20 protein-coding genes are annotated in these 23,544 nt (G+C 68.5%); 6 read left to right on the top strand and 14 right to left on the bottom strand.

Annotated features, from left to right (window positions below):
* Nucleotides 1-15: 15 nt before the first annotated feature.
* The 4 genes from AC1C2U_RS14570 to AC1C2U_RS14555 form a co-directional block, all read right to left on the bottom strand.
* Nucleotides 16-1,290 carry an MFS transporter gene (locus AC1C2U_RS14570; RefSeq protein ID WP_495362477.1) on the bottom strand — a complete coding sequence of 425 codons (1,275 nt, stop codon included), beginning with the start codon at nucleotides 1,288-1,290 and terminating at the stop codon, nucleotides 16-18.
* 58 nt (nucleotides 1,291-1,348) lie between these two features.
* Nucleotides 1,349-1,663, bottom strand: a complete 315-nt coding sequence (locus tag AC1C2U_RS14565; protein ID WP_495362476.1) for a thiamine-binding protein — start codon at nucleotides 1,661-1,663, stop codon at nucleotides 1,349-1,351.
* Between the two features lie 19 nt (nucleotides 1,664-1,682).
* The gene (locus tag AC1C2U_RS14560) at nucleotides 1,683-2,972 is read right to left on the bottom strand and encodes a hypothetical protein (protein WP_495362475.1); all 1,290 of its coding nucleotides are present in this window, start codon (nucleotides 2,970-2,972) and stop codon (nucleotides 1,683-1,685) included.
* A gap of 242 nt (nucleotides 2,973-3,214) precedes the next feature.
* Nucleotides 3,215-4,063, bottom strand: coding sequence for an ADP-dependent NAD(P)H-hydrate dehydratase (locus tag AC1C2U_RS14555; protein WP_495362474.1), 849 nt, complete (start codon nucleotides 4,061-4,063; stop codon nucleotides 3,215-3,217).
* Between the two features lie 23 nt (nucleotides 4,064-4,086).
* Between AC1C2U_RS14555 and AC1C2U_RS14550 the strand changes: the two genes are divergently transcribed.
* A complete protein-coding gene (locus AC1C2U_RS14550; protein ID WP_495362473.1) occupies nucleotides 4,087-4,725 on the top strand; it encodes an HAD family hydrolase in 639 nt (212 codons plus the stop codon).
* Here the strand turns inward: AC1C2U_RS14550 and AC1C2U_RS14545 are convergent.
* The 4 genes from AC1C2U_RS14545 to guaB1 all read right to left on the bottom strand — a co-directional run bounded on the left by AC1C2U_RS14545 (nucleotide 4,722) and on the right by guaB1 (nucleotide 9,290).
* Nucleotides 4,722-5,084 (bottom strand): VOC family protein, encoded by a 363-nt coding sequence (locus AC1C2U_RS14545; protein ID WP_495362472.1) that lies wholly within the window; start codon nucleotides 5,082-5,084, stop codon nucleotides 4,722-4,724. The two genes, AC1C2U_RS14550 and AC1C2U_RS14545, sit on opposite strands and share 4 nt — an antisense overlap.
* Before the next feature lie 155 nt (nucleotides 5,085-5,239).
* A complete protein-coding gene (locus AC1C2U_RS14540; RefSeq protein ID WP_495362471.1) occupies nucleotides 5,240-6,277 on the bottom strand; it encodes a hemolysin family protein in 1,038 nt (345 codons plus the stop codon).
* Nucleotides 6,274-7,602 carry a hemolysin family protein gene (locus tag AC1C2U_RS14535; RefSeq protein ID WP_495362470.1) on the bottom strand — a complete coding sequence of 443 codons (1,329 nt, stop codon included), beginning with the start codon at nucleotides 7,600-7,602 and terminating at the stop codon, nucleotides 6,274-6,276. The genes AC1C2U_RS14540 and AC1C2U_RS14535 overlap by 4 nt, the downstream gene beginning before the upstream one ends.
* Before the next feature lie 248 nt (nucleotides 7,603-7,850).
* Complete coding sequence (gene guaB1, locus AC1C2U_RS14530; RefSeq protein ID WP_495362469.1) at nucleotides 7,851-9,290, bottom strand: GMP reductase; 1,440 nt, start codon at nucleotides 9,288-9,290, stop codon at nucleotides 7,851-7,853.
* A 158-nt stretch (nucleotides 9,291-9,448) separates the two neighbouring features.
* Here guaB1 and AC1C2U_RS14525 point away from each other — a divergent pair, with 158 nt between their 5' ends.
* Complete coding sequence (locus AC1C2U_RS14525; RefSeq protein WP_495362468.1) at nucleotides 9,449-13,291, top strand: multifunctional oxoglutarate decarboxylase/oxoglutarate dehydrogenase thiamine pyrophosphate-binding subunit/dihydrolipoyllysine-residue succinyltransferase subunit; 3,843 nt, start codon at nucleotides 9,449-9,451, stop codon at nucleotides 13,289-13,291.
* A gap of 69 nt (nucleotides 13,292-13,360) precedes the next feature.
* Here AC1C2U_RS14525 and AC1C2U_RS14520 read toward each other — a convergent pair whose 3' ends face one another.
* The 3 genes from AC1C2U_RS14520 to AC1C2U_RS14510 all read right to left on the bottom strand — a co-directional run bounded on the left by AC1C2U_RS14520 (nucleotide 13,361) and on the right by AC1C2U_RS14510 (nucleotide 16,608).
* Complete coding sequence (locus AC1C2U_RS14520) at nucleotides 13,361-15,592, bottom strand: MMPL family transporter (protein WP_495362467.1); 2,232 nt, start codon at nucleotides 15,590-15,592, stop codon at nucleotides 13,361-13,363.
* 84 nt (nucleotides 15,593-15,676) lie between these two features.
* Nucleotides 15,677-15,931 carry a zf-HC2 domain-containing protein gene (locus AC1C2U_RS14515; protein ID WP_495362466.1) on the bottom strand — a complete coding sequence of 85 codons (255 nt, stop codon included), beginning with the start codon at nucleotides 15,929-15,931 and terminating at the stop codon, nucleotides 15,677-15,679.
* On the bottom strand, nucleotides 15,928-16,608 hold the full coding sequence (locus AC1C2U_RS14510; protein WP_495362754.1) for a sigma-70 family RNA polymerase sigma factor: 681 nt from the start codon (nucleotides 16,606-16,608) through the stop codon (nucleotides 15,928-15,930). Before AC1C2U_RS14510 ends, AC1C2U_RS14515 begins: the two co-directional genes overlap by 4 nt.
* Before the next feature lie 109 nt (nucleotides 16,609-16,717).
* Between AC1C2U_RS14510 and aroA the strand changes: the two genes are divergently transcribed.
* The 3 genes from aroA to bcp all read left to right on the top strand — a co-directional run bounded on the left by aroA (nucleotide 16,718) and on the right by bcp (nucleotide 19,735).
* Entirely contained in the window at nucleotides 16,718-18,088 is a 1,371-nt protein-coding gene (aroA, locus tag AC1C2U_RS14505; protein WP_495362465.1) for a 3-phosphoshikimate 1-carboxyvinyltransferase, read from the top strand.
* On the top strand, nucleotides 18,085-19,173 hold the full coding sequence (rsgA, locus tag AC1C2U_RS14500) for a ribosome small subunit-dependent GTPase A (protein WP_495362464.1): 1,089 nt from the start codon (nucleotides 18,085-18,087) through the stop codon (nucleotides 19,171-19,173). Before aroA ends, rsgA begins: the two co-directional genes overlap by 4 nt.
* An 85-nt stretch (nucleotides 19,174-19,258) precedes the next feature.
* Nucleotides 19,259-19,735, top strand: a complete 477-nt coding sequence (gene bcp, locus AC1C2U_RS14495) for a thioredoxin-dependent thiol peroxidase (RefSeq protein WP_495362463.1) — start codon at nucleotides 19,259-19,261, stop codon at nucleotides 19,733-19,735.
* A 7-nt stretch (nucleotides 19,736-19,742) separates the two neighbouring features.
* On the opposite strand, the gene AC1C2U_RS14490 is transcribed toward bcp, so the two are convergent.
* Nucleotides 19,743-20,210: a hypothetical protein gene (locus tag AC1C2U_RS14490; protein WP_495362462.1), complete on the bottom strand. Its 468-nt coding sequence runs from the start codon at nucleotides 20,208-20,210 to the stop codon at nucleotides 19,743-19,745.
* A gap of 202 nt (nucleotides 20,211-20,412) precedes the next feature.
* Between AC1C2U_RS14490 and AC1C2U_RS14485 the strand changes: the two genes are divergently transcribed.
* On the top strand, nucleotides 20,413-20,661 hold the full coding sequence (locus AC1C2U_RS14485; RefSeq protein ID WP_022881603.1) for a WhiB family transcriptional regulator: 249 nt from the start codon (nucleotides 20,413-20,415) through the stop codon (nucleotides 20,659-20,661).
* Nucleotides 20,662-20,777: 116 nt separating this feature from the next.
* Here AC1C2U_RS14485 and AC1C2U_RS14480 read toward each other — a convergent pair whose 3' ends face one another.
* Both AC1C2U_RS14480 and AC1C2U_RS14475 read right to left on the bottom strand, forming a co-directional pair.
* Nucleotides 20,778-22,271, bottom strand: coding sequence for a sensor histidine kinase (locus AC1C2U_RS14480; protein ID WP_495362461.1), 1,494 nt, complete (start codon nucleotides 22,269-22,271; stop codon nucleotides 20,778-20,780).
* 27 nt (nucleotides 22,272-22,298) lie between these two features.
* Nucleotides 22,299-23,543 carry a CpaE/TadZ family protein gene (locus tag AC1C2U_RS14475; protein WP_495362460.1) on the bottom strand — a complete coding sequence of 415 codons (1,245 nt, stop codon included), beginning with the start codon at nucleotides 23,541-23,543 and terminating at the stop codon, nucleotides 22,299-22,301.
* Between the last annotated feature and the right edge of the window lies 1 nt (nucleotide 23,544).

Genomic DNA, 23,544 nt, shown 5'->3' with positions numbered 1-23,544 from the left:
GCCCGTCGACGCCCTCTACAGTTCGACGGCCTCGATCGAGCCGGTCGCGTACGGAACGGCCACGCCGCGTCGGCCGCGAGCTCGGTCGAGCGCGAACGAGGCCACCGCGAGCAGCGCCCCTGCGATCGTGAGCACGAGACCGATCCAGATCGGGGCGACGTAGCCGAGCCCGCCGGCGATCGCGATGCCGCCGAGCAGGGCGCCCAGACTGTTGCCGATGTTCAGCGCCGAGTGGTTCAGCGCGGCGGCGATCGACTGGCTGTCGCGTGCGACATCCATGAGCCTCGCCTGGATCGTCGGTGAGAGTGCAGCTGATGCCCCGCCGACGAGCAGCACACCCGCGAACAGGCCGATCGGGCTGCCGGCAGTGAACCCGAGCAGCACGAGCGCGCCCGCGAGGATCGCGAAGAACAGGTACATCGAGCGGCGCACACTCCAATCGGCGAGCCGACCGCCTGCGATGTTGCCGATCGTCATTCCGACGCCGAAGGCGATGAGCACGACGGGCACGAGCTGCTCCGGCAGGCCGGCGACGTCGGTGGCGAGCGGCGCGACATAGCTGTAGACGGCGAAGAGTCCGCCGAAGCCGACGGCACCGATGCCGAGGGCGAACCACACCTGGGCGCGCGTGAACGCACGGAGTTCACGTCTCATCGTCGCGTGCGGGTCACCGGCCTGCCATGGCATCGCGACGAGCACCGCAACGAAGGTGAGGGCGAAGATCGCCGCGACCACGAGGTAGGCGATGCGCCACCCCGCTGCCTGCCCGAGCCACGTGATCGCCGGCACCCCGATCACGTTGGCGATCGTGAGACCCGAGAGCACGAACGCGACGCCCCTCGCCCGTTTGCCCGGCCCCATGAGGCTCGCGGCGACGAGGGAGGCGATGCCGAAGTACGCGCCGTGCGGCAGGGCGGCGACGAAGCGCGCGACGAGCACGAGCTCGAACGTCGGCAGCAGGGCAGAGGCGACCGTGCCGAGAGTGAAGGCGGTGAGCAGGGCGAGCAGCAGTCGCTTGCGCGGCCAGCGTGCTGCAGCGGCGGCGATCGTGGGCGCACCGACGACGACGCCGAGGGCGTAGGCGGAGATCATCCAGCCGGCGTTCGCATTCGCGTCGGCGGAGGACTGCGCGTAGAGCTCGGGCAGCAGGTCGTGTGCGATATTCGGCAGCAGGCCCATGGCAACGAACTCGGTGGAGCCGATGCCGAAGCCGCCGAGTGCGAGCGCGAGGAGCGCAAAACGAATACGGGCCGGCGACAACGTCGTCGGCCCGTCAGAGGAGCGGGTCACTCAGCGATTCTCGCACGAATCGAATCGATTCGACAGTCGGCGCCCAGGCGCGTTCGCCTTACGCGACGCCCGCGTCGTCGATCGCGGTTTCGAGCCGCTCGATCTTCGCGTCGAGCTCGCCGGAGTAGCCCGGTCGGATATCCGCCTTCAGCACGAGCGACACCCTCGATCCGTATTCGCCGACAGCCTCCGTCGCACGGCGGACGACGTCGAAGACTTCGTCCCATTCGCCTTCGAGCTCGGTGAACATCGAAGTCGTGCGGTTCGGGAGTCCCGATTCGCGAACGATCTTCACGGCCGCCGCGACGGCGTCGTGAACGGATCCATCGGCGTGACCCGTTCCGCTCGGCGCTACTGAGAATGCAACCAGCATGTTCGACTCCTTCAGTTGTTCACTCGTCGAGACCCATTCTCCCGCTCACCACGTCGACCGCACCCCGCACCGAGCGCGGTGCGCCGACCCGCCAGAGGGCTCGGATGCCCCAGGCCAGAAGCACTACGAGCAGCACCGACTTGGCCGTCAGCAGGAACACGAACGCCGGATTGGCGACCAGGAGCCATCCGTACCAGTACGGGTAGATGATGTGTGTGAAGAGCGCGATCGCGGCGGCGAGGATTGCGGGCACGGCGAAGCGCGCCGGCCGATACACCAGCCCCAGAATGACGGGTGCGGCGAGCCACGTCACGAACTGCGGCGACCCGACCTTGTTCGCGAGCATGAGCACGACGACGAGGCTGAGCGCGAGTGGCGGCAGCAGCAGTCCGAATGCGGCTCCGCGGCGAGCAGCCCGAACCCCGATCAACACGACGGCAAGCACACCGATCGCCATGATCGGAGTCGTGAGGGCCGCTGCGACATCCGCACCCGGCCCGTAGATCTGAAACGTCAGGATCTCGCGGTCGTACTCGATCGTCACGGTCTTCGACCCGGCGACGATCTGCCACAGCCAGGCGACCGCGAGCGGCGCCTCGATCTGGAGCCCACGGCCCGCCTGCTCGGCGATGAAGCCGACTGCGTTCGACCCGGCACCGGCGAGGAGACTGACCCCGAGGATGCCGACGCTCAGCGCGAATGCCGACGCGCCGACCTCGAGCCGCCGTCGGGCGGCGATCACGAGCGCTGCGACGAGCGCCGCCGGCCACACTTTCACCCAGGCGCCGATCGTGAGCAGCACGGCGGCCACTCGTGGGCGGCCCGCCGCCCAGAGCAGCCCCATGATCGCCAGCGGCACCGTGATCGCGTCGATGCGACCGAACGCGATGGGCCCGAGCAGCGCGAGGAATCCGAGCCACCACCAAGCCGCGAGCCGGCGAGGGCGCGAGAGTCGGGCGCGGCCGATGAGCACGCCGAACGCGATCGCATCGAGCACGGTGACGATCGTGAGCCAGGTGTGCGCGTAGACCGCCGATCCGAGGGCGAGCGCGGCCGCCATCGGCACGAAGGCGAGAATCGGATACACCCACGGCGCGTCGATGCCCATGCGCACCCAGCCGTGCGCGGCATTCTCCGCCCACAAACGATAGACAGCGGTCACATCGCCGAGGGGGTACCCGGGAGCCGTCAGGTTGAGCCAGATGAGCGCGAAGTGCACGATCGCGAAGGCGGTCCAGAGCGCGGCGCGAGTGCCGAGGAAGGAGCGAAGCGGGCTGGCGGATGTCGCGCGCTCGGCCCCATCCGTCATGGCAAGAGCCTAGCGGCGTCACATTCCGCCACGCGAACCCGCTCGTTCGCAAGCTGGCAGATGGCGGCACGACCATCGTGATGGCGACGCACGAGATGGCGTTCGCGCGAGACGTGGCCGATCGGGTCGTGTTCCTCGACGCCGGGCGCATCATCGAGGACGCACCGGCGACGGAATTCCTCGAGTCACCGCGCGAGGAGCGCACCCGCGAGTTCCTCACCCGATTCCGCAGCGCCGGAGCGTCAGCGGGAGAGCAGCGTGCCGACCACGCCGGGCACCGCGTGCGCGATGTCGAGCGCGGTGACGGGGCCGCCGGCGACGTCGGCGCTCGCGCGTCGCGCCGCCTCGCCGTGAACCCATGACGCCGTCGCGGCGAGCGCAGTGAGCGCCTCGGCGTCGTCAGCGAGTCGCTCGTGGTGCGTGGCGACGAGGGCGCCGAGGATGCCCCCGAGCACGTCGCCCGTGCCCGCCGACGCCAGCCAGTGCGTGGGCGCGGTGACCGTGTACCGATCGCCGTCGGGGTCGCAGATGTGCGTGACCGCGCCCTTGAGCAGTACGGCGACGCCGAGCTCTTTGGCGGCACGCTGGGCCCATTCCGCGGGCGCCTCGCGCACCTCGGCGACGCTCGTCTCGATCTCTCGCGCGGCGAGCAGCGCGGCGAGCTCACGTGCGTGGGGCGTGATCACCGTCGGCGCCGAGTGCGTGCCGACGAGATCGAGGGCGCCGGCATCGAGCACGACCGGCAGCCGTGAGGCGAGGGCGCCCTGCAGGTCGCCCAGCAGCATGAACGATCGACGACCCGCATCGATGCCGGAACCGATGAGCCAGGCCTGCACTCGTCCGGGGGTCGTCACGGTCTCGGGCCTGCGCGCGAGCACGGCCGTGCGTACGGCGCGAGGCCCGGTGTAGCGCACCATGCCGACGCCCGCCCTGTGGGCGGCCTCGACGGCGAGCACGGCGGCTCCGGGGTAGTCCGGTGATCCGGCGACGATGCCGAGCACGCCGCGCGAGTACTTGTCGTCGGCGGCGACGGGTGCAACGATCCACTCGGCCGCGTCGTCGGCGGTCCATTCCTGCCACGGCCTGTCCATGCTCCAACGATAGGTTGAGTGGGATGCCTCCGACAGTCACCGCACCGATCAGTCTCGCTCCCCGTGTCGTCGTCTTCGACTACGGGGAAGTCATCTCCCGCGAGCCGAGTGACGCCGACCGCGCCGCGCTCCTCGACCGGGCCGGCGTGCGCGCCGACCCCGAGCCGTTCTGGACCGCATATTGGGCCCACCGAGCGGATCTCGATCGCGGTACCGCGTCGATCGCCGAGTATTGGCAGGCGGTGGCCGCCGACCTGGGCGTCGAGTGGAGCGCGATCGACGTGCACGAGCTCTGGGCGATCGACCACCGCAGCTGGCTCTCGCTCGACCCAGATACGCTCGGCGTTCTGCACGCCCTGGCTGCGGGCGGCACTCGCCTCGCACTGCTCTCCAACGCCGGTGCCGACTTCTCGGGCTGGCTCCGTCACGGCTCCTTCTCCGAGCTCTTCGAGCAGGTCTTCGTCAGTGGCGAACTGAACGTCGCCAAGCCCGACGCGGCGATCTACGAGTACGTGATCGATGAGCTCGGCATCGCGGCATCCGACTTCGTGTTCATCGACAACCGGGCCGAGAACGTCGAGGGCGCCAAAGGGGTCGGCGGCGACGGGCACGTCTTCACGGATGCCGCGACGCTCGAGTCCTGGCTGCGAACTCTCGCCTAGCGGGAAGCGCGCTCCAGGCGCTGTCCGAGGGCGATGGTGTTGCCTTCGCTGTCGTCGAACCAGGCGGTGCGCATGCCGCCGTCCTCGATGACCCCGTTCTCGGTCTTCACACCCGGCAGGTCGTACTCGTTGAACGTGACGCCGCGCTCGCGCAGCGCGGTCATGTCGCGGTCGAGATCGTCGGTGTCGATGCCGAGCGCGGTGTTCTGGGCAGTGCCGGCGAACTGGGTCTCGTAGACGAGCACTGGCGTGCCGCCGATCTTCAGCATCACTCCCCCGGGTGAATCCTCCACCGGATCGAGGCCGAACACGTCCTTCCACCAGCGCTTCGCGCGCTCGAGGTCGGTGGCTGGCAGCACGGCGTATCCTTCTGCGGATTCAAACATGACGATACCTCGCCTCTCGGGTCATGCGGATTCTACGCTCGACGTCGAACGGCGGGCAGCCCCCGTCTGGGACCACCCGCCGCCGCACCGGCCGCGTGCGAGGGGCGGACACGAGCCGCGCCCGACGCTCACCTGCGTCGGGTCGCGTCCTGCACCTCGCCGACGAGCTCCTCGATGATGTCCTCGAGGAAGATGACTCCGGTCGTGGTGCCGTCTTCGTCGAAGGCCCGCGCCACGTGCGTGCCGAGCCGGCGCATCGTCGCGAGTGCGTCTTCGAGGTCGGTGCCGGCATAGATCGAGACGAGCCGGCGCACCCGCTTCGCCGGGATCGGGTCGTCGAACTCGTCGTCGTCGAGATCGATGACGTCTTTCAGGTGCACGTACCCGTCGGGCTCGCCCGCCGGGTCGAGGATCGGATAGCGGGAGAACCCGTGCCTGGCCACGGCCCGCTCGACGTCGGCCGGCGTGGCCGCGGGCGGCAGGCTCACGAGGCCACTGAGCGGCACCGCGACATCCTGCACTCGCTTCGTCGTGAACTCGAAGGCGGCCGAGAGGGTGCCGCTCGCGTCGTCGAGCACGCCCTCGCGGCGTGACTGGTCGACGATCGTCTGCACCTCCTCGAGCGTGAACGTGGAGTTCGCCTCGTTCTTCGGCTCGACCCCGAAGAGGCGCAGCACACCGTTGGCGGTGGCGTTCAGTGCGACGATGATCGGCCGGAAGATGCGGGCGAGGAAGACGAGCGGCGGCGCGAGCAGCAGCACGGCGCGGTCGGGGATAGAGAACGAGAGGTTCTTCGGCACCATCTCGCCGAAGACGACGTGCAGGTAGGAGACGAGCACGAGCGTCACGATGAACGCGATCGTCGAGACGACCTCGACCGACCAGCCGGTGAGGTGCAGGGGCACCTCGAGCAGGTGGTGGATCGCCGGCTCCGACACGTTCAGGATCAGCAGCGAGCAGATCGTGATGCCGAGCTGGCTCATCGCGAGCATCAGCGTGGCATGCTCCATCGCCCACAGTGCCGTCTTCGCGCTGCGCTTTCCCTGCTCGGCGAGCGGCTCGATCTGCGAGCGCCGCGCCGAGATGACCGCGAACTCCGCGCCGACGAAGAAGGCGTTGGCGATGAGCAGCACCACGAGCCATGCGATTCCAGCCCAGTCGCTCATCGGTCACCACCTTCCACTTCGTCGGCGTCGGGCAGCGGCGTCGGCACGAATCGAACGCGGTCGATGCGCCGACCGTCGAGTCGCTGCACGGCGAGGGTGCCATCGTCGATGAGCACCTCGTCGCCGACCACGGGCAGTCGCCCGAGCTCGGCCATGACGAATCCGGCCACGGTCTCGTAGTCGCCGTTCTCGGGCACGCGGATGCCAGTGCGTTCGAGCAGTTCGTCAGGTCGCAGTATTCCGGGGAAGCTGATGACATCGCCGCGGTGCACGATGCCGGCACGAGTGCGATCGTGCTCGTCTGCCACCTCGCCGACGAGCTCCTCGACGAGGTCTTCGAGGGTGGCGACGCCCGCGGTGCCGCCGTACTCGTCGACGACGACGGCCATCTGGTAGCCCCGCCCGCGGAGCTCACCGAGAAGTGCGTCGAGCTTCATGGTCTCGGGCACTCTGAGCGCCTCCGACTGCAACGCCGATGCGGGAACGTCGCGCCGCTTCTCTCGCGGCACGGCCACCGCCTGCTTCACGTGCACGAGGCCGACGACGTCATCGAGGTTCTCGTCGTAGACCGGGAACCTGGAGTAGCCCGTCTGACGTGCGAGCTCGAGCACGGCCTCCGCCGGCTGCTGGCGTTGCACCGCGGCGACAGCGGGGCGCGGGGTCATGACGTCGGATGCATCGTGATCGGCGAAGCGCAGGGTGCGGCCGAGGAGGGTCGCAGTGTCCTGTTCCAGCAGCCCGGCGCTCGCGGAGCGGCGCACGAGCGAGGAGAGCTCTTCAGCTGAACGTGCACCCGAGAGCTCTTCCTTGGGTTCGATGCCGAAGGCGCGCAGGATTCCATTCGCGCTGCCGTTCAAGAGCGAGATCGCCGGACGGAACACCCATGAGAACGCGGTCTGGAACGGCATCACGATGACGGCTGTCTGCCTCGGGAGCGCGAGCGCGAAGTTCTTGGGAACGAGCTCGCCGATCACCATCGACAGGAGCGTCGCGACGACGATCGCCGTCGTCGCCCCGACCGGACGCACGAGCGCCTCGGGGAGTCCGACGGCTGCGAGCGGGCCCGCGAGCAGCGAGGAGATCGCGGGTTCCATCGTGTAACCGGTGAGGAGGGTCGTCAGCGTGATGCCGAGCTGGGCGCTCGAGAGGTGCGTCGACGTGATCTTCAGCGCCGAGATCGTGAGGCTGAGCTTCGTCTCACCTCGCGCGCGCCGTGCTTCGAGGTCAGCCCGATCGAGATTGACGAGGGCGAACTCACTGGCAACGAACAAGCCCGTGCCGATCGTGAGGAGGAGTCCGATGCCGAGGAGTATCCACTCAGACATCGCCACCTCCCCGAGCAGTCACGGGCGAGGGTCTATGGCCGGGAGTGTTCGCAGAGGGAGGATCGTCCATTGTCCGCCCAGTATACCGGCGAGACCCGTGCGATCACCGAGCGGTAGCCCAGGCGTCACATCGGTGGTCCCACGCCGGATCGGCTGCGCGAGTACTTCGAATTGATGCGACATGGCACCGCAGCGTTGCGAGTCGGACGAGCGCGCCGCGGCCGCTGTCCACAGTCCGACGGGTCACCTCACCAACTGACCGGCAGCGCCTTGCCCTCCTCGTACCCTGCGGCGGACTGGATGCCGACGAGCGCGCGGTCGCGGAACTCTTCGATGGTGCGGGCGCCGGCGTACGTGAACGAGCTGCGCACGCCCGAGGTGATCATGTCGAGCAGGTCTTCGATCGACGGCCGCAACGGGTCGAGGTAGATCGCCGACGAGGAGATCCCCTCGGCGAAGAGCTCCTTGCGGGCGAGCTCGTACGGCGAGAGCCGATCGAACCGCTCGCGCACGGCCTTCGTCGATGCCATGCCCCAGCTCTCTTTGAAGAGGCGCCCGGACGCATCGCGCCGCAGCGTGCCCGGCGCCTCGATCGTGCCCGCGAACCACGAGCCGATCATGACCGACGCCGCGCCCGCCGCCAACGCGAGCGCGACATCGCGCGGGTAGCGAACGCCGCCATCGGCCCAGACCTTCGCGCCGAGCTCGCGAGCGGCCGCAGCCGTCTCGAGCACCGCCGAGAACTGGGGCCGGCCGACCGCGGTCATCATCCGGGTCGTGCACATCGCGCCCGGGCCGACACCGACCTTCAGCACGTCGGCGCCCGCATCGACGAGGTCGGCGACCGCGCCGGCGGTGACGATGTTGCCGGCGACGATCGGCACGTCGAGGCCGAGGTCCCGCACGATCGACACCGCCCGGATCATGCCCTCCTGGTGCCCGTGCGCGGTATCGATCACGAGCATGTCGACGCCCGCCGCAGCGAGCGCAGTCGCCTTCGCAGCGACGTCGCCGTTGATGCCGACCGCGGCGGCCACGCGAAGTCGCCCGTCGGCGTCGACGTTGGCATCGTAGATCGTGCCGCGCAGGGCGCTGCGGCGGCTCAACGTGCCCACGACCCGGCCATGCTCGAGCACGGGGGCGAAGTCGACACCGGCATCGACCATCAGATCGAACGCCCGCCTCGGGGTCGCCACGTCGTCGGCGTCGAGCGAGGCCAGCCCGCCATGCACCAGGTCGCCGAGCCGGGCGTCGGGCAGCGCGGTCGCGAGCCGGTCGGCCGGGATGCATCCGACGTACGCCCCACGGGAATCGTGCAGCACGATGCCGTGGCCGGCGACGGGCGGCAACGCGGCGAGAGCGTCGGCGGCGGTGGCATCCGGGCTGAAATCATGCGGGGTGTCGAAGCGGGGCGACTGGTGCTTCACCCAACGGATCGCCTCGTCGAGGTCTTGCAGGTGCAGGTCTTGCGGCAGCACGCCGAGACCGCCACGGCGAGCGAGCGTGGCCGCGAGCCGCGGCCCGGTGATCGAGTTCATGTTCGCCGAGACGATCGGCACGGATGCCCCCGAGCCGTCGTCGGGCGCGAGCGACACGTCGAGGCGGCTCGTCACTCCGGAGCGACTCGGCACGAGGAACACGTCCGAGTAGGTGAGGTCGTGACTGGGTGTCGTCCGGTAGAACTCCATGCCGCCACGCTACCGCCGCCACGGGCCGTGCGGGCGAGTGCTCTCGGCCGCGCGCAGGGGTTTAGGCTTGTGTAGGTGATCCGGCACGGCCCGCGTGCTCGTGGCGCGATCGCCGCTGCAGGTATTCCAGCATCAACGGAGAGAGTGGGCGAGAGGCTGTGTCGAGCCAATTGACCGGGTCAGGATCCGACGAGACGACGTCGGGCGAATACGGAGCCAATGAGTGGCTCGTCGACGAGATGTACGAGAAGTTCGTCGTCGATCCCGAGTCGGTCGACAAAACCTGGTGGCCGGTGCTCGAGCACTACCGCCAGGTGAAGACCGGCGCCGGCGACCCGTCGACCACCGCACCGACGACGGATGCCACGGCATCCGCGCCGCCCGCCGAGGTCACCGCCCCTGCGGCATCCGCACCACCGGCCGCCGCCCCTGCGGCATCCGCACCACCGGCCGCCGCCCCTGCGGCATCCGCACCACCGGCCGCCGCCCCTGCACCCGCGACTCCGGCGGTCGAGCCGCCTCCGGCCACCGCCCCCGTGCCTGTCATCGGGCAGACCTCCGCGGCGCGCACGACCTCGGTCGCCCCGCGTACCCAGCCCGTTCCCGCTGATGTGCCGGTCACGAGCCCGCAGCCGATCATCGCCGAGGCACCGCACGAAGACGAAGTCCTTCCGCTCAAGGGCATGTCGAAAGCCCTCGCCGCGAACATGGACGCATCGCTCACCGTGCCGACCGCCACAAGCGTGCGCACCATCCCTGCGAAGCTCGTGATCGACAACCGCATCGTGATCAACAACCACCTGCGGCGCTCGCGCGGCGGCAAGATCTCGTTCACGCACCTCATCGGCTGGGCGCTCATCCAGGCGCTCAAGGAGTTCCCGAGCCAGAACGTCTTCTACTCCGAGATCGATGGCAAGCCGAGCCTCGTCAGGCCCGCTCACATCGGACTCGGCATCGCGATCGACATTCCGAAGCCCGACGGCTCCCGGGCGTTGCTCGTGCCCGCGATCAAGCGCGCCGAGACGATGACGTTCAACGAGTATCTCGCCGCCTACGAAGACCTCGTGCAGCGTGCCCGTCAGAACAAGCTGAAGGCCGACGACTTCTCGGGCGCGACCATCTCGCTCACCAACCCGGGCGGCATCGGCACGGTGCACTCGGTGCCGCGGCTCATGAAGGGCCAGGGCTGCATCATCGGCGCAGGCGCGCTGGAGTACCCGGCCGAGTTCCAGGGCTCGAGCGAGAAGACGCTCGCCCACCTCGCGATCGGCAAGACGATCACGCTCACCTCGACCTACGACCACCGCGTGATCCAGGGCGCGGGTTCCGGCGAGTTCCTGAAGAAGGTGCACGAGCTCCTCATCGGCCAGCGAGGCTTCTACGAGGGTCTCTTCTCGGCGCTGCGGCTGCCGTACGAGCCGATCCGTTGGGCACCCGACATCTCGGTCGACATCGCGAGCGCGATCGACAAGACGGCCCGCGTGCAGGAACTCATCAACGCGTTCCGCGTGCGCGGTCACCTCATGGCCGACATCGACCCGCTCGAGTACGTGCAGCGTTCGCACCCCGACCTCGACATCGCCAGCCACGGGCTCACCTTCTGGGACCTCGACCGCGAGTTCGTCACCGGCGGCTTCGGTGAGAAGCGCACGGCACTGCTGCGCGACATCCTCGGCGTGCTGCGCGACTCGTACTGCCGCACGATCGGCATCGAGTACATGCACATCCAAGACCCCGTGCAGCGCAAGTGGATCCAAGACCAGGTCGAGCGCAGCTACGAGAAGCCGACCCACGACGAGCAGATGCGCATCATGGGCAAGCTCAATGAAGCCGAGGCATTCGAGACGTTCCTGCAGACGAAGTACGTCGGCCAGAAACGGTTCAGCCTCGAGGGTGGCGAGTCCGTCATCCCGCTCCTCGACGAGATCCTGCAGGGCGCTGCGAAAGAGGGCCTCGACGAGGTCGCCATCGGCATGGCGCACCGCGGGCGCCTCAACGTGCTCACCAACATCGCCGGCAAGACCTACGGCCAGGTGTTCCGCGAGTTCGAGGGCACCCAGCACTCGAAGGGCTTCTCCGGCTCCGGTGATGTGAAGTACCACCTCGGCACGCAGGGCACCTTCACCGCCGACGACGGCCACCAGATCCCCGTCTCCCTCGCGGCGAACCCCTCGCACCTCGAAGCCGTCGACGGCGTGCTCGAGGGCATCGTGCGGGCAAAGCAAGACAGAAAGCCCATCGGCACGTTCTCGACCCTGCCGATCCTCGTGCACGGCGATGCGGCCATGGCCGGCCAGGGTGTCGTGCTCGAGACGATGCAGATGTCGCAGCTGCGCGGGTTCCGCACGGGCGGCACGATCCACGTCGTCGTGAACAACCAGGTCGGCTTCACCACGGTGCCGGGCGATGCACGCTCGTCGATCTATTCGACGGATGTCGCGAAGACGATCCAGGCTCCGATCTTCCACGTGAACGGCGATGACCCCGAGTCCGTCGTTCGTGTGGCCGAGCTCGCGTTCCGCTACCGGCAGGAGTTCAAGCGCGACGTCGTCATCGACCTCGTCTGCTTCCGCCGCCGCGGCCACAACGAGGGCGACGATCCCTCGATGACCCAGCCCCTCATGTACAACCTCATCGAGGCCAAGCGCTCGGTGCGCAAGCTCTACACCGAAGCACTCGTCGGCCGTGGCGACATCACCGAGGCGGAATACGAAGACGCCCACCGCGACTTCCAAGACCGTTTGGAGCGTGCCTTCGCCGAGACGCATGCCGCGCAGACCGGGGCGATCCAGATCATCGGTGCGACCGAGACCACCAAGCCGGTCGAGCCGGTCACCGGCGAACTCGAGACCACCGGCGTCTCGACCGAGGTCGTGCACGCCATCGGCGATGCGTTCAACAACAAGCCCTCGGGCTTCACGGTGCACCCGAAGATCCAGCAGTTGCTCACGAAGCGCCTCGACATGAGCCGCAACGGCAAGATCGACTGGGGCTTCGGCGAACTGCTCGCGCTCGGCTCGCTCCTCCTCGAGGGCACCCCGGTGCGCCTCTCCGGCCAAGACGCCCGGCGAGGCACCTTCGTGCAGCGCCATGCGGTGCTGCACGATCGTGCGAACGGCCAGGAGTGGCTCCCGCTGCAGAATCTCTCCGACAACCAGGCGCGCTTCTGGATCTACGACGCACTGCTCTCCGAGTACGCGACGATGGGCTTCGAATACGGCTACTCCGTCGAGCGGGCCGACGCGCTCGTGCTGTGGGAGGCGCAGTTCGGCGACTTCGCCAACGGCGCGCAGACCATCATCGACGAGTTCATCTCGTCGGCAGAGCAGAAGTGGGGCCAGCGCTCGAGCGTCGTGCTCCTGCTCCCCCACGGCTATGAAGGCCAAGGGCCCGACCACTCGAGCGCCCGCATCGAGCGGTACCTGCAGCTCTGCGCCGAGAACAACATGACGGTGGCCCGGCCATCGACGCCGGCGTCGTACTTCCACCTGTTGCGTCGTCAGGCGTACGCCCGCCCCCGCCGGCCGCTCGTCGTGTTCACGCCGAAGGCGATGCTTCGCCTCCGTGGCGCGACGAGCGAGGTCGCCGAGTTCACGCAGGGCAGGTTCGAGCCGGTGATCGACGATGCACGCATCGCCGATAAGGCCGCGGTCAAGCGCGTGGTGTTCGTCTCGGGCAAGATCTACTACGACTTGATCACCGAGCTCGACAAGCAGCAGAACACGGAAGTCGCGGTGGTGCGTCTCGAGCAGCTCTACCCGCTGCCAGCCGAGGCGTTGAAAGACGTCGCCGATTCCTACCCGAACGCCGAGCTGATGTGGGCACAAGACGAGCCCGAGAATCAGGGTGTGTGGCCCTACTTCATCATCGAGACGAACAAGCTCGGGTCGCGCGCCGTCTCGGTCGTCGCCCGCGCAGCAGCGGCGTCGCCTGCGACCGGCTCCGCGAAGCGGCACGCCACCGAGCAGGCCGAACTCGTGCGCCACGCGACGACGATCTAACCACGACACGAACGAACGAAGCGAGCGGATGCCCCGGGGCATCCGCTCGCTTCGTCAGTGACGCTGGTCTCAGCGCATGCCGCGTGCCAGCTTGCTCGGCCACCAGATGGCGCGTCCGATGTCGTACGCGAGCGCGGGCACGAGCAGGGTGCGCACGAGGAACGTGTCGAGCAGCACCCCGAACGCGACGATGAACGAGATCTGCGCGAGGAAGAGGATCGGCAGCACCCCCAGCGCTGCGAACGTCGCCGCGAGCACGAGACCCGCCGAGGTGATCACTCCGCCCGTCAGCCGGACGCCGCGCACGATGCCCGCCCGCGTACCGAACCGCATCGACTCCTCCCGCACCCGCGTCATCAGGAAGATGTTGTAGTCGACTCCCAGCGCGACGAGGAACACGAACCCGAACAACGGCACCGAAGGGTCGGCGCCCGGGAAGTGGAAGACGTGTTCGAACACGAGCGCCGACACCCCGAGCGCCGCCGCGAACGACAACACGACGCTGCCGACCAGGATGAGCGGCGCGACGATCGAGCGCAGCAGCAGCATGAGGATCACGAGGATCGCCGCGAGCACGAGCGGGATGACGAGGGTGCGGTCTGCGATCGCCGCGGTGTTCGTGTCGAGCGCCACCGCCGTCTGCCCGCCGACGAGCACCTCGGTATCGACCTCGTCGAGGCTCTCGCGGAGCTGCTCGACGGTCGCCTCGGCCTCGAGCGAGTCCGACGGGTCGGTGAGGGTCACTTGGAGCTGCACATCGCCGTCGACGACCGTCGGGGCGGGCGCAGGGGTTCCAGGCGGGCCGAACGCCTGGATGCCGTCGCTCGTGACGGGCGCGGTGCCGGCTGGCGAGTCGGCGCTCACCACGGCGACGGAGTCCACGCCGGAGGTGTCGAGCGCGACATCCGTCATCTGCTGCAGCTCGTCCTGTGGGCCGATCACGATCGCCGGTGTGCCCGATCCCGCGGGAAAATGCTCGCCCAGTAGCGCTTGGCCGTCGCGAGCCTGCGACTCACCGAGCACGAACTCACTCGAGGCGACACCGCCTGCATCGAGCTGCACGAGGCCGAGCGACATGACGCCGAGCGACAGCACCGAGACGATCCAGACAGTGCGGGGGCGCTTCGAGACGAGCCGGCCGACGCCCGCCCAGATGCCGCGATCCGGCAGATCCACTTCATCGGGAGCCGAGGCATCGTGCACGCCGGCCGCGTGCCGGGCGTGCGCCTCGACATCATCGCCGATGTGGGCGACGCGGCGAGGCCAGAACGCCGCCCGGCCCGCCCAGAGCAGCAGCGCCGGCAACAGGGTCAGCGCGGCGAGGAGCGCGAAGACGATGCCGATCGCCGCGACCGGTCCGAGGATCTTGTTCGAGGTGAGCTCGCTCACGAGCAGGATGAGGAGGCCGACGATCACCGTGCCGCCCGAGGCCACGATCGGCTCCCACGAGCCCTTCAGCGCCGCCCACGTGGCATCCCACTTGCGTTCGTAGCTGGTGAGGGTCTCCCGATACCGGGAGATGTAGAGCAGCGCGTAGTCGGTGGCGGCGCCGATCACGAGGATGAACAGGATTCCCTGCGTCTGCCCTGAGAGAAGAATGATGTCGGCTCGCGCAAGTGCGACGACCGTGAACACCGACGCGCACAGCGCGGTGAGGCTCGTGAAGAGCACGATGACCGGCAGCAGTGGCGATCGGTAGACGACGATGAGGATGATGAACACCGCAGCGAGGGCGACGGCCAGGAGCAGCCCGTCGATGCCGCTGAACGCGCCAGCGATATCGGCGCTGAATCCTGCGGGCCCCGTGATGGCGGCCGTCGTGCCGTCGATGGCATGCTCGTCGAGCACGGTGCGCAGCTCTGCGACGATCTCGGCGGGCTTCGCACCATCTTCGACCTGCTCGATCGGGATGACCATCTGGGCCGCGTTGCCGTCGTCCGACGGCAGCACCGGCGAGGCACCTTCGGCGTTCACGCCTTCGACCGCGAGCAGCTCGTCACGGAGTTCGTCGATCGCCGAGAGCTGCGCCTCGTCGAGTTCCTGATCGCCCGCGACCACGACGATCGCCGGTAGCTCATCGGTGTCGCGGAACCCCTCTTGCAACTCGGTGACCTCGGTGGCCTCGGCCGACGAGGGTAGGAACTGCGCCTGGTCGTTCGTCGAGACGTCGCTCAGCCCGCCGAAGGCGGCGCCGCCCGCGCCGAACAGCGCGAGCCAGACGAGAATGAGGGTCGTGGGAATGAGCACGCGCAACCACGTGGGCACGCGTCGCTTCGAAGGCGGGGCGGAATTCTCGATCACACCGTCGACGTTACAGATCGACCTGCACACGCGCATCGAACGAACGATTGAATGCGCGCCGGATCCGGGCGGAACCGACGAGGATCAGACGACCGGTTCGTGCGAGGACTGGAACAACCGGATGCGCTCCAAGACGAGCACGCGCAGCTCAGCCGGTGCGCTCTCGCGGCATGCCCGCTGCACGACCTCGGTGATCGCCACGCCGACGCGCAGTTCAGCCTGGCAGTCGGCGCAGTTCTCGACGTGCTCACGGATGTCGGTGGCATCCGCGCCACGCAATTCATGGTGCAGATATTCTTCGAGTTCAGCCCTGGCCTTGTCGCAGCCGCAATCAGTCATCGTGAGCTCCTCGGCATGTTCTGCCTCTTGGGCATGCTCTGCCTCCTGGTGGGTGACGCCGGCTCGCCCGCAGCGAAACCCTGTTCGCGGGCGTAGTCGGCGAGGGACTCGCGGAGCAGGCGCCTGCCACGGTGCAGACGGCTCATCACGGTCCCGATGGGGGTGTTCATCATGTCGGCGATCTCCTGATAGGAGAACCCCTCGACGTCGGCGAAGTACACGGCGAGACGGAAGTCCTCCGGCAGCGCCTGCAGCGCGTCTTTCACCGCACTGTCGGGCAGGTGGTCGATCGCCTCGGCCTCTGCTGAGCGGCTCGCGCGAGCGGTCGTCGATTCGGCGCCGCCGAGCTGCCAGTCTTCGAGGTCGTCGATCGTGCCCTGGTACGGCTCGCGCTGCTTCTTGCGATAGCTGTTGATGAAGGTGTTCGTGAGGATGCGGTACAGCCATGCCTTCAGGTTCGTACCCTGCGTGAACTGCCCGAACGCTGCGAACGCCTTCACGAACGTCTCTTGCACGAGGTCTTGCGCGTCGGCAGGATTCTTCGTCATGCGAAGCGCTGCGCCATAGAGCTGGTCGATGAACGGCAGCGCCTGTTCCTCGAAGAGTTCACCGACCGGCCGGGCGGCCTCCGCGGTCTCGGGGTCGGTCGGCGTTGCGTCGATCTGGTCGGCAGTCATCACCGGCCATCTTAGATCGTCAACCGCAGCGACCGTCTTGCGTTCGAGCACTCCAACCGACACGTGCACCATCTCCTTCCGCGTTTCCTGACGCTACTGTTGGTAACCGATGCAGATTTCGAGGTATTCCGCACCCGAGTTCGATCCGTACGGCGAAGCGAGGCAGACCGAGACGGATGACGGGTGGCGCGCGCCACTCGCCATCGCTCCGCTCGCCTCGGTGCTGGCCCTACCGGGGTCCAAGTCGCTCACCAATCGCGAGCTCGTGCTGGCCGCACTGGCCGACGGGCCTTCTACGCTTCGCGCTCCTCTTTGGTCTCGTGACAGTGAGCTCATGATCGAGGGTCTGCGCGCGTTCGGCACCGGATTCGAACGTCTCGCGGGCAGCGGCGGCTTCGGTGACGATCTGCGGGTCACTCCCGCGACCGAGCTGCTCGGTTCGACGACGATCGACTGCGGTCTCGCCGGCACGGTCATGCGATTCCTGCCCCCGGTCGCAGCACTCGCGCTCGGCCCGACGACGTTCGACGGCGACGAGGGAGCCCGACGACGACCGATGAGCGCATCGATCCATGCCCTGCAGGCCCTCGGCGTCGACCTCGACGACGACAGGCGCGGCGCCCTGCCCTTCACGGTGCACGGCACCGGACGCGTCGAGGGCGGCGCCCTCGCGATCGACGCGAGCGCCTCGAGCCAGTTCGTGTCGGGTCTCCTGCTCTCGGCTGCACGCTTCGAGCAGGGGCTCGATCTCACTCATACAGGCGATCGACTGCCGAGCATGCCGCACATCGAGATGACCATCGAGACACTGCGCGCGCGCGGAGTCGACGTGCTGAGCCCGGAACCCGGGCACTGGCTCGTCTCCCCCGGCTCCATCCGCGCGATCGATGTGGACATCGAGCCCGACCTGTCCAACGCCGCACCGTTCCTCATCGCCGCACTCGTCGCCGGAGGCTCGGTGACGATCACCGGCTGGCCCGCCGAGACGACGCAAGTGGGTGCCCAGCTCGCTGAGCTCCTGCCTCGCTTCGGAGCGAGAGTCGAACGCGACGGCGACCGGCTCACCGTGCACGCCCCGCCACTCGGCAGCGACGGTCGCCGAGGCATCCGCGGCGTCGAGCTCGACCTGTCCGAGGCCGGCGAACTCGCACCGAATCTCGTTGCGCTCGCCGCCCTTGCCGACGCACCATCGACGATCCTCGGCATCGGGCACATCCGCCACCACGAGACCGACCGTCTCGCCGCCCTCGCCGCCGAGATCAACGGACTCGGCGGCATGGTCACCGAACTCGACGACGGACTGCGCATCGAGCCGGCGCCCCTCCACGGCGGCCCGTGGCGCGCCTACGCCGATCACCGCATGGCCACGACCGGTGCGATCCTCGGCCTCGCCGTGCCCGGCGTCGTCGTCGACGACATCGCGTCGACCGGCAAGACCCTCCCCCAGTTCACCGCCCTCTGGGAACAGATGCTGGCATGACCTGGTGGAGCGCCGACGACGACGAGGACGAGGAACCTGAGTTCGACGAGTCCGACGTGCGCGTGCGGCCCAGCCGCCGCGGCAGCCGTCCCCGCACCAAGCAGCGCCCAGAGCATGCCGACGCCGTGAACGGCATGGTGATCGGCGTCGACCGAGGCCGCTACAGCGTGCTCATCGACGAGAACGGCCCCACCGAACGTGTGATCACCGCGGCGCGGGCGAGCGAACTGCGTCGCAAGTCGGTCGTCACCGGCGATCACGTCGATCTCGTCGGCGATACGTCGGGCGAACCCGGCACACTGTCGCGCATCGTTCGTGTCGGTGAGCGCACGACTCTGCTCCGCCGCAGTGCCGACGACACCGACGAAGTCGAGCGGGTCATCGTCGCCAACGCCGACCAGATGCTCATCGTCGTCGCCGCGGCGAACCCCGAACCTCGCATCCGATTGCTCGATCGCTACCTCGTGGCGGCGTTCGACGCCGGCATCCGGCCGCTGCTCGTCGTCACGAAGACCGACCTCGCCGATCCCGAGGAGTTCCTGCGGAACTTCGCCGGTCTCGACCTGCCGGTCTTCCTGAGCGGAGAGGACCAGATGCCGCTCGGCGACATCGCACACGTGCTCGTCGGCCACCGCACCGTCTTCGTCGGTCACTCGGGGGTCGGCAAGTCCACCCTGGTGAACGCGCTCGTGCCGAGCGCTCAACGGGCCACGGGGCGGGTCAATGTCGTCACCGGCCGAGGTCGGCACACCTCCTCCTCGACCGTCTGGCTCCGGTTCGACGCCGCCGACCTCCCCGGGAGCGACGAGCTCGATACCACCGGCGGCACCGGCTGGGTCATCGACACCCCGGGTGTGCGGTCGTTCGGACTCGGCCACGTCGATCGCGCGAACATCCTGCGCGCCTTCACCGATCTCGATCGCATCGCCGAGCGCTGTCCCCGCGGGTGCACGCACCTGCCCGACGCGCCCGACTGCGCCATCGTCGAGGCCGTCGAGGCCGGCGAGCTCGGCGAGACCGGGCCGGCTCGTCTCGAGTCGCTGCAGCGCCTGCTCACCACCTTCGCCGGCGGCACCGCCTCCTGACCCCGCACGTCTCGGCGCCGTGGTTGATTCCGACTCCGGCAAGGCGCGAGTTCGCGGCATCCGTCGATCTGCCTACCATGGAGGCATGACCGATGCTCGACTCGCCCCCGGCGACCTCGCTCCAGATTTCACCCTGCTCGACCAGAACGGCGAACCGGTCACCCTCTCGGCCCTGCGCGGCTCGAAGGTGGTGCTGTACTTCTACCCCGCGGCGATGACCCCGGGTTGCACCACCGAGGCGTGCGACTTTCGCGACAACCTGAACTCCTTCGCGAGCGCCGGCATCCGGGTGCTCGGCGTCTCGAAAGACGAGGTCGCCAAACTGGCCGCGTTCGCCGAACGCGACCACCTCACGTACACGCTGCTCTCCGATGCCGACCTCGCCGTGCAGCAGGCGTACGGCGTGTGGGGCGAGAAGTCCCTCTACGGCAAGATCATCGTCGGCTCCATCAGGTCGACGTTCGTGATCGGCGAAGACGGCCGCATCGAGCGGGCGTTCTACAACGTCAAGGCCACCGGACACGTGGCGCGCCTGCGTCGCGAGCTCGGCCTCGACGGCTGAGCCCTGGTCAGGCCTCCGAACGCTCCTCGGGGCGCGAATAGGCGAGACGCACGGGCGCCCACAACAGCAGGCCGATCACCGTGATCGCAGGCACCAGCAGCGCCCAACCGACATCCGGTCGAGCGAAGAGGCCCTGGAACGCGCCGACCGCGACCGACATCTGCAGAATCTGCCAGACGATCGCTGCTGCGCGCGACCACGGCGCCCGCCGGAGTGAGGCGAAGGCGACGGCCACCACCCAGATCGCGCCGATCGCGACGAGCACGAGCAACGCAATCGCCGTCGCGTACGACGACGGCTGCAACGAGAGCAGGTCGATGATGAGCCAGATCACGAGTGCGGTCATCGCGAACGCCTCGAGGAACAGCATGATGCTCACCACTGCAAGTGCGCCTCGCACTCCGCCTCGAGGTCGAGCAGCGGATGCCGCACCGTCGTGTAGCACGTTCTGCCCGCCGTCGTCGCGCCGATTCACAGGGTTATCCCATACACAGCTATTGATTCGATCTCTCCGCTATGCGACCCTTTATGAGGCCGAATTGATGCTCACAGGGACGTGAGCCGATCAGTCACTGATCCTACTTCCCGAGATTCGGCTTTCCCCCAAGCAGCAGCCGGATTCGGCAAGCGCAATCGTGCGCGTCTGCAATCGAAGTACACCCGCAAGGAGCATCTCCATGGATTGGCGCGACAAGGCTGCCTGCCTCACAGCAGACCCGGAACTCTTCTTCCCGGTCGGCAACACGGGTCCCGCCGTCGACCAGATCGAGAAGGCGAAGGCCGTCTGCGGCCGCTGCACGGTCACGGAAATCTGCCTGCAGTACGCACTCGAGACGGGTCAGGACTCGGGCGTCTGGGGAGGCCTCAGCGAAGACGAGCGCCGCGCCCTGAAGCGCCGCGCTGCGCGCGCACGTCGCGCATCGTGAGGCGCTCTCGGCCACGCGTGGCGCGCAGCGACACGCCTGGCCGAGAAAGGCGACAGCCGTAGCTCTCGCGGCGCGTGAGCACCGCGAAGCGTACGCGGCAGACGCCGAACCCTCCCCTACACCGCCGCGATCCAGCGCAACGGCACGTCGATCGTCACTTCGGTGCCGCGACCGACGACCGTATGCCAGTCGATCGTGCCTCCGAGCTCGCCCTGAATCAGGGTGCGCACGATCTGCGTGCCGAGTCCTTCGCCGACCTTGCCTTCGGGCAGGCCCGACCCGGTATCGCGCACCTGCACGGTGAGCGTCGTCGGCGACCGATCGGCGGTGATCTCGACGTCACCCTCCTGGCCGGCGAGACCATGCTCGACCGCGTTGGTGACGAGCTCCGTGAGCGCGAGCGCGAGCGGCGTGGCGTACTCGCTCGGCAGTACGCCGAACGACCCTGAGCGCTTCGGATGCGCCGTCGTGTTGTGCGCCGAAGCGACCTCGGCGACGAGTAGCAGGGCACGGTCGAAGACGGCATCGAAGTCGACGTTCTGCGTGAGTCCTTCTGAGAGGGTGTCGTGCACCACAGCGATCGCGCCGACACGGCGCATGGCCTGCGTGAGCGCCTCGCGCGCCTCGTCGGAGTGCGTGCGACGGGCTTGGATGCGCAGCAGCGACGCGACCGTCTGGAGGTTGTTCTTCACCCGATGATGGATCTCGCGGATCGTCGCGTCTTTGGTGATGAGCTCCTGCTCCTGGTGGCGGAGCTCGGTGACGTCCCGGCTCAGCACGATGGCGCCGATGCGCTCACCGTGGTGGCGGATCGGGATGGCGCGCACCGACACGGTGACTCCGCGCGATTCGACGTCGGTGCGCCACGGTGCCCGGCCGGTGACGACGAGCGGCAACGACTCATCGACGACGAGCTTGCCGGCGAGGAGCCGCGTGGTCACTTCGGCGAGAGACTCGCCCTCGAGCTCGTCATCGAAGCCCATGCGGTTGAAAGCGGAGAGCGCGTTCGGGCTCGCGAACGTCGTGATGCCATCGACATCGAGCCGGATGAGGCCGTCTGAGGCGCGCGGCGCACCTCTGCGCGGCCCTGTCGGCGCGCCCAGGTCGGGGAAGTCGCCCGACGCGATCATCTGGAAGAGCTCTTCAGCGCACTCGTTGAACGTGACCTCCTGCCGGCTCGGCGTTCGCGTGGCGCCGAGGTTCGTGTGCCGCGTGATCACGGCCACGGGGTTGGGTGCGACAGCAGTACCGGCGGTCGTGAGGCGCCGCATCACCGGCACGGCGCGCACGCGAGTCGGCATCTCTTCGTACCAGTCGGGGGCGGACGAGTCGACGATGCGTGCGCTCGAATACGCCTGGCCGACGAGTTCACGCCACTGCGGCTTGATCTGCTGGCCGACGAAGTCGCGGTAGAACAGGGTCGCCGCACTCGACGGTCGAGCGTGCGCCACTGCGACGAAGCCATCGTCGCTGGATGGCACCCAGAGCACGATGTCGGCGAAGGCGAGGTCGGCGAGCAACTGCAGGTCACCGACGAGCATGTGCAGCCAATCGACGTCGGGCTGACTGCTGCGGCCCTGGGCGAGGACGAGATCACTGAGGGTCGACACAGCACCAGCGTAATGCCCGGACTCCGGTCAGCTTGTTGCAGCCCGCCGCAACGCCGGAAACGCGAAACTCCTGCGGCGCGCCTGCGGTACCGGCAAGAGGCTCTCGAGCGCATACTCGCGAATGGAGGCGCGCAGCGGCGAGCGCGGTGCCGCGTCACGCAGTGTGCGTGCGGTGAGGATCGCGGCATCCGTCGCCTTGGCATCGTGCGGCAGCAGTGTCGCGTCGGAGAGCCCACCGAAGCGGCGCAGCGTCTGGCGCACCTGCGCGTGCGCGTCGATGCCGAGCGCACTGGTGCGCACCCGATTCACGACGACGTCGATGCGCTCCGGATCGACGTGGTCGATGAGTTCGCCGTGCCCGCGAAGCAAGCGGGAGAGCCCGACCGGGTCGGCCAAGCCGACGGCGACCACTCGGTCGGCGGCGGCGAGAGCTGCGAACGTCGCGGCGTTGCGTCGCGGAGCGAACTGGTCGCTCGTGAGTTCTTCGTCGTGCTCGAGGCTGAACCCGGTGTCGACGATGACGTACTCGACCCACGCGCGCATCGCGCCGATCGCCGCGGTCACCCGCTCGCGCGAGAGTTCGGGCCAACGGCTCGGACCGACGAGGCCGGTGAAGACGTTGAACGCCGCGCGTGGCACCGAGTAGCGCTGGGCGATGCGTTCGAGCTCGGCGCGGTCGAGCGCATCGCCGCCGGCGAGCCGGCACGCCGAGGCGAACCCGGGGGCCTCGTCGAGCAACCCGAGCGTCGGCGCGATCGCACCACCATAGGGGTCGGCGTCGACGAGTGCGACGGTGTGCCCTGCAGCGGCGATCTCGGCTGCGAGATTCACGGCGAGTGTGCTGCGTCCGGGCGCGCCACCGGGGCCCCAGACGGCGATGACCGAAGCTGTGCGGTCGTTCCTCGACCGAGGATCGCCGACGCGCGACGGCACCGGCACTCCCCCGCTCACGATCATTTCGATCTCCGGCCAGGGTGCAGCGCTGTCGATCACCTCGTGCAACCCCAGTTGTGCGGCCTCAGCGCGCTCGGCGTCGCTACCGGCCAGTGCAACCAGACGAATGCCCCGCTCGTCGCACGCGGTCAGCAGCTGCTCGCTCAGCGTGCCGCGGCCTGCGCCGACGAGCACGACTTCAGGAGCCAACAGGTCGAGGCTATCGACGAGGTCGCGCCATCCGACGAGCCGGGCGACGATCGTGTGGCCGTGCTCGACGACGTCGGCGAGGATACGGTCTTCCGTCGTGCTGTCGAGGGCGAGGGCGAGGCGCGCCATC

It is taken from the genome of Agromyces sp. Y575 (genome assembly GCF_059445445.1).
This window is presented reverse-complemented; position numbering and strand designations above follow the sequence as displayed.

What these genes read in the sequence shown, in the direction of transcription:
- AC1C2U_RS14510 (WP_495362754.1), bottom strand. Translation starts at nt 16,608, where the DNA reads ATGACTGCCGACCAGATCGACGCAACGCCGACCGACCCCGAGACCGCG.
- aroA (WP_495362465.1), top strand. Translation starts at nt 16,718, where the DNA reads ATGCAGATTTCGAGGTATTCCGCACCCGAGTTCGATCCGTACGGCGAA.
- AC1C2U_RS14475 (WP_495362460.1), bottom strand. Translation starts at nt 23,543, where the DNA reads ATGGCGCGCCTCGCCCTCGCCCTCGACAGCACGACGGAAGACCGTATC.
- AC1C2U_RS14535 (WP_495362470.1), bottom strand. Translation starts at nt 7,602, where the DNA reads ATGTCTGAGTGGATACTCCTCGGCATCGGACTCCTCCTCACGATCGGC.
- AC1C2U_RS14485 (WP_022881603.1), top strand. Translation starts at nt 20,413, where the DNA reads ATGGATTGGCGCGACAAGGCTGCCTGCCTCACAGCAGACCCGGAACTC.
- AC1C2U_RS14555 (WP_495362474.1), bottom strand. Translation starts at nt 4,063, where the DNA reads ATGGACAGGCCGTGGCAGGAATGGACCGCCGACGACGCGGCCGAGTGG.
- AC1C2U_RS14560 (WP_495362475.1), bottom strand. Translation starts at nt 2,972, where the DNA reads ATGACGGATGGGGCCGAGCGCGCGACATCCGCCAGCCCGCTTCGCTCC.
- AC1C2U_RS14565 (WP_495362476.1), bottom strand. Translation starts at nt 1,663, where the DNA reads ATGCTGGTTGCATTCTCAGTAGCGCCGAGCGGAACGGGTCACGCCGAT.
- bcp (WP_495362463.1), top strand. Translation starts at nt 19,259, where the DNA reads ATGACCGATGCTCGACTCGCCCCCGGCGACCTCGCTCCAGATTTCACC.
- rsgA (WP_495362464.1), top strand. Translation starts at nt 18,085, where the DNA reads ATGACCTGGTGGAGCGCCGACGACGACGAGGACGAGGAACCTGAGTTC.
- AC1C2U_RS14515 (WP_495362466.1), bottom strand. Translation starts at nt 15,931, where the DNA reads ATGACTGATTGCGGCTGCGACAAGGCCAGGGCTGAACTCGAAGAATAT.
- guaB1 (WP_495362469.1), bottom strand. Translation starts at nt 9,290, where the DNA reads ATGGAGTTCTACCGGACGACACCCAGTCACGACCTCACCTACTCGGAC.
- AC1C2U_RS14540 (WP_495362471.1), bottom strand. Translation starts at nt 6,277, where the DNA reads ATGAGCGACTGGGCTGGAATCGCATGGCTCGTGGTGCTGCTCATCGCC.
- AC1C2U_RS14550 (WP_495362473.1), top strand. Translation starts at nt 4,087, where the DNA reads ATGCCTCCGACAGTCACCGCACCGATCAGTCTCGCTCCCCGTGTCGTC.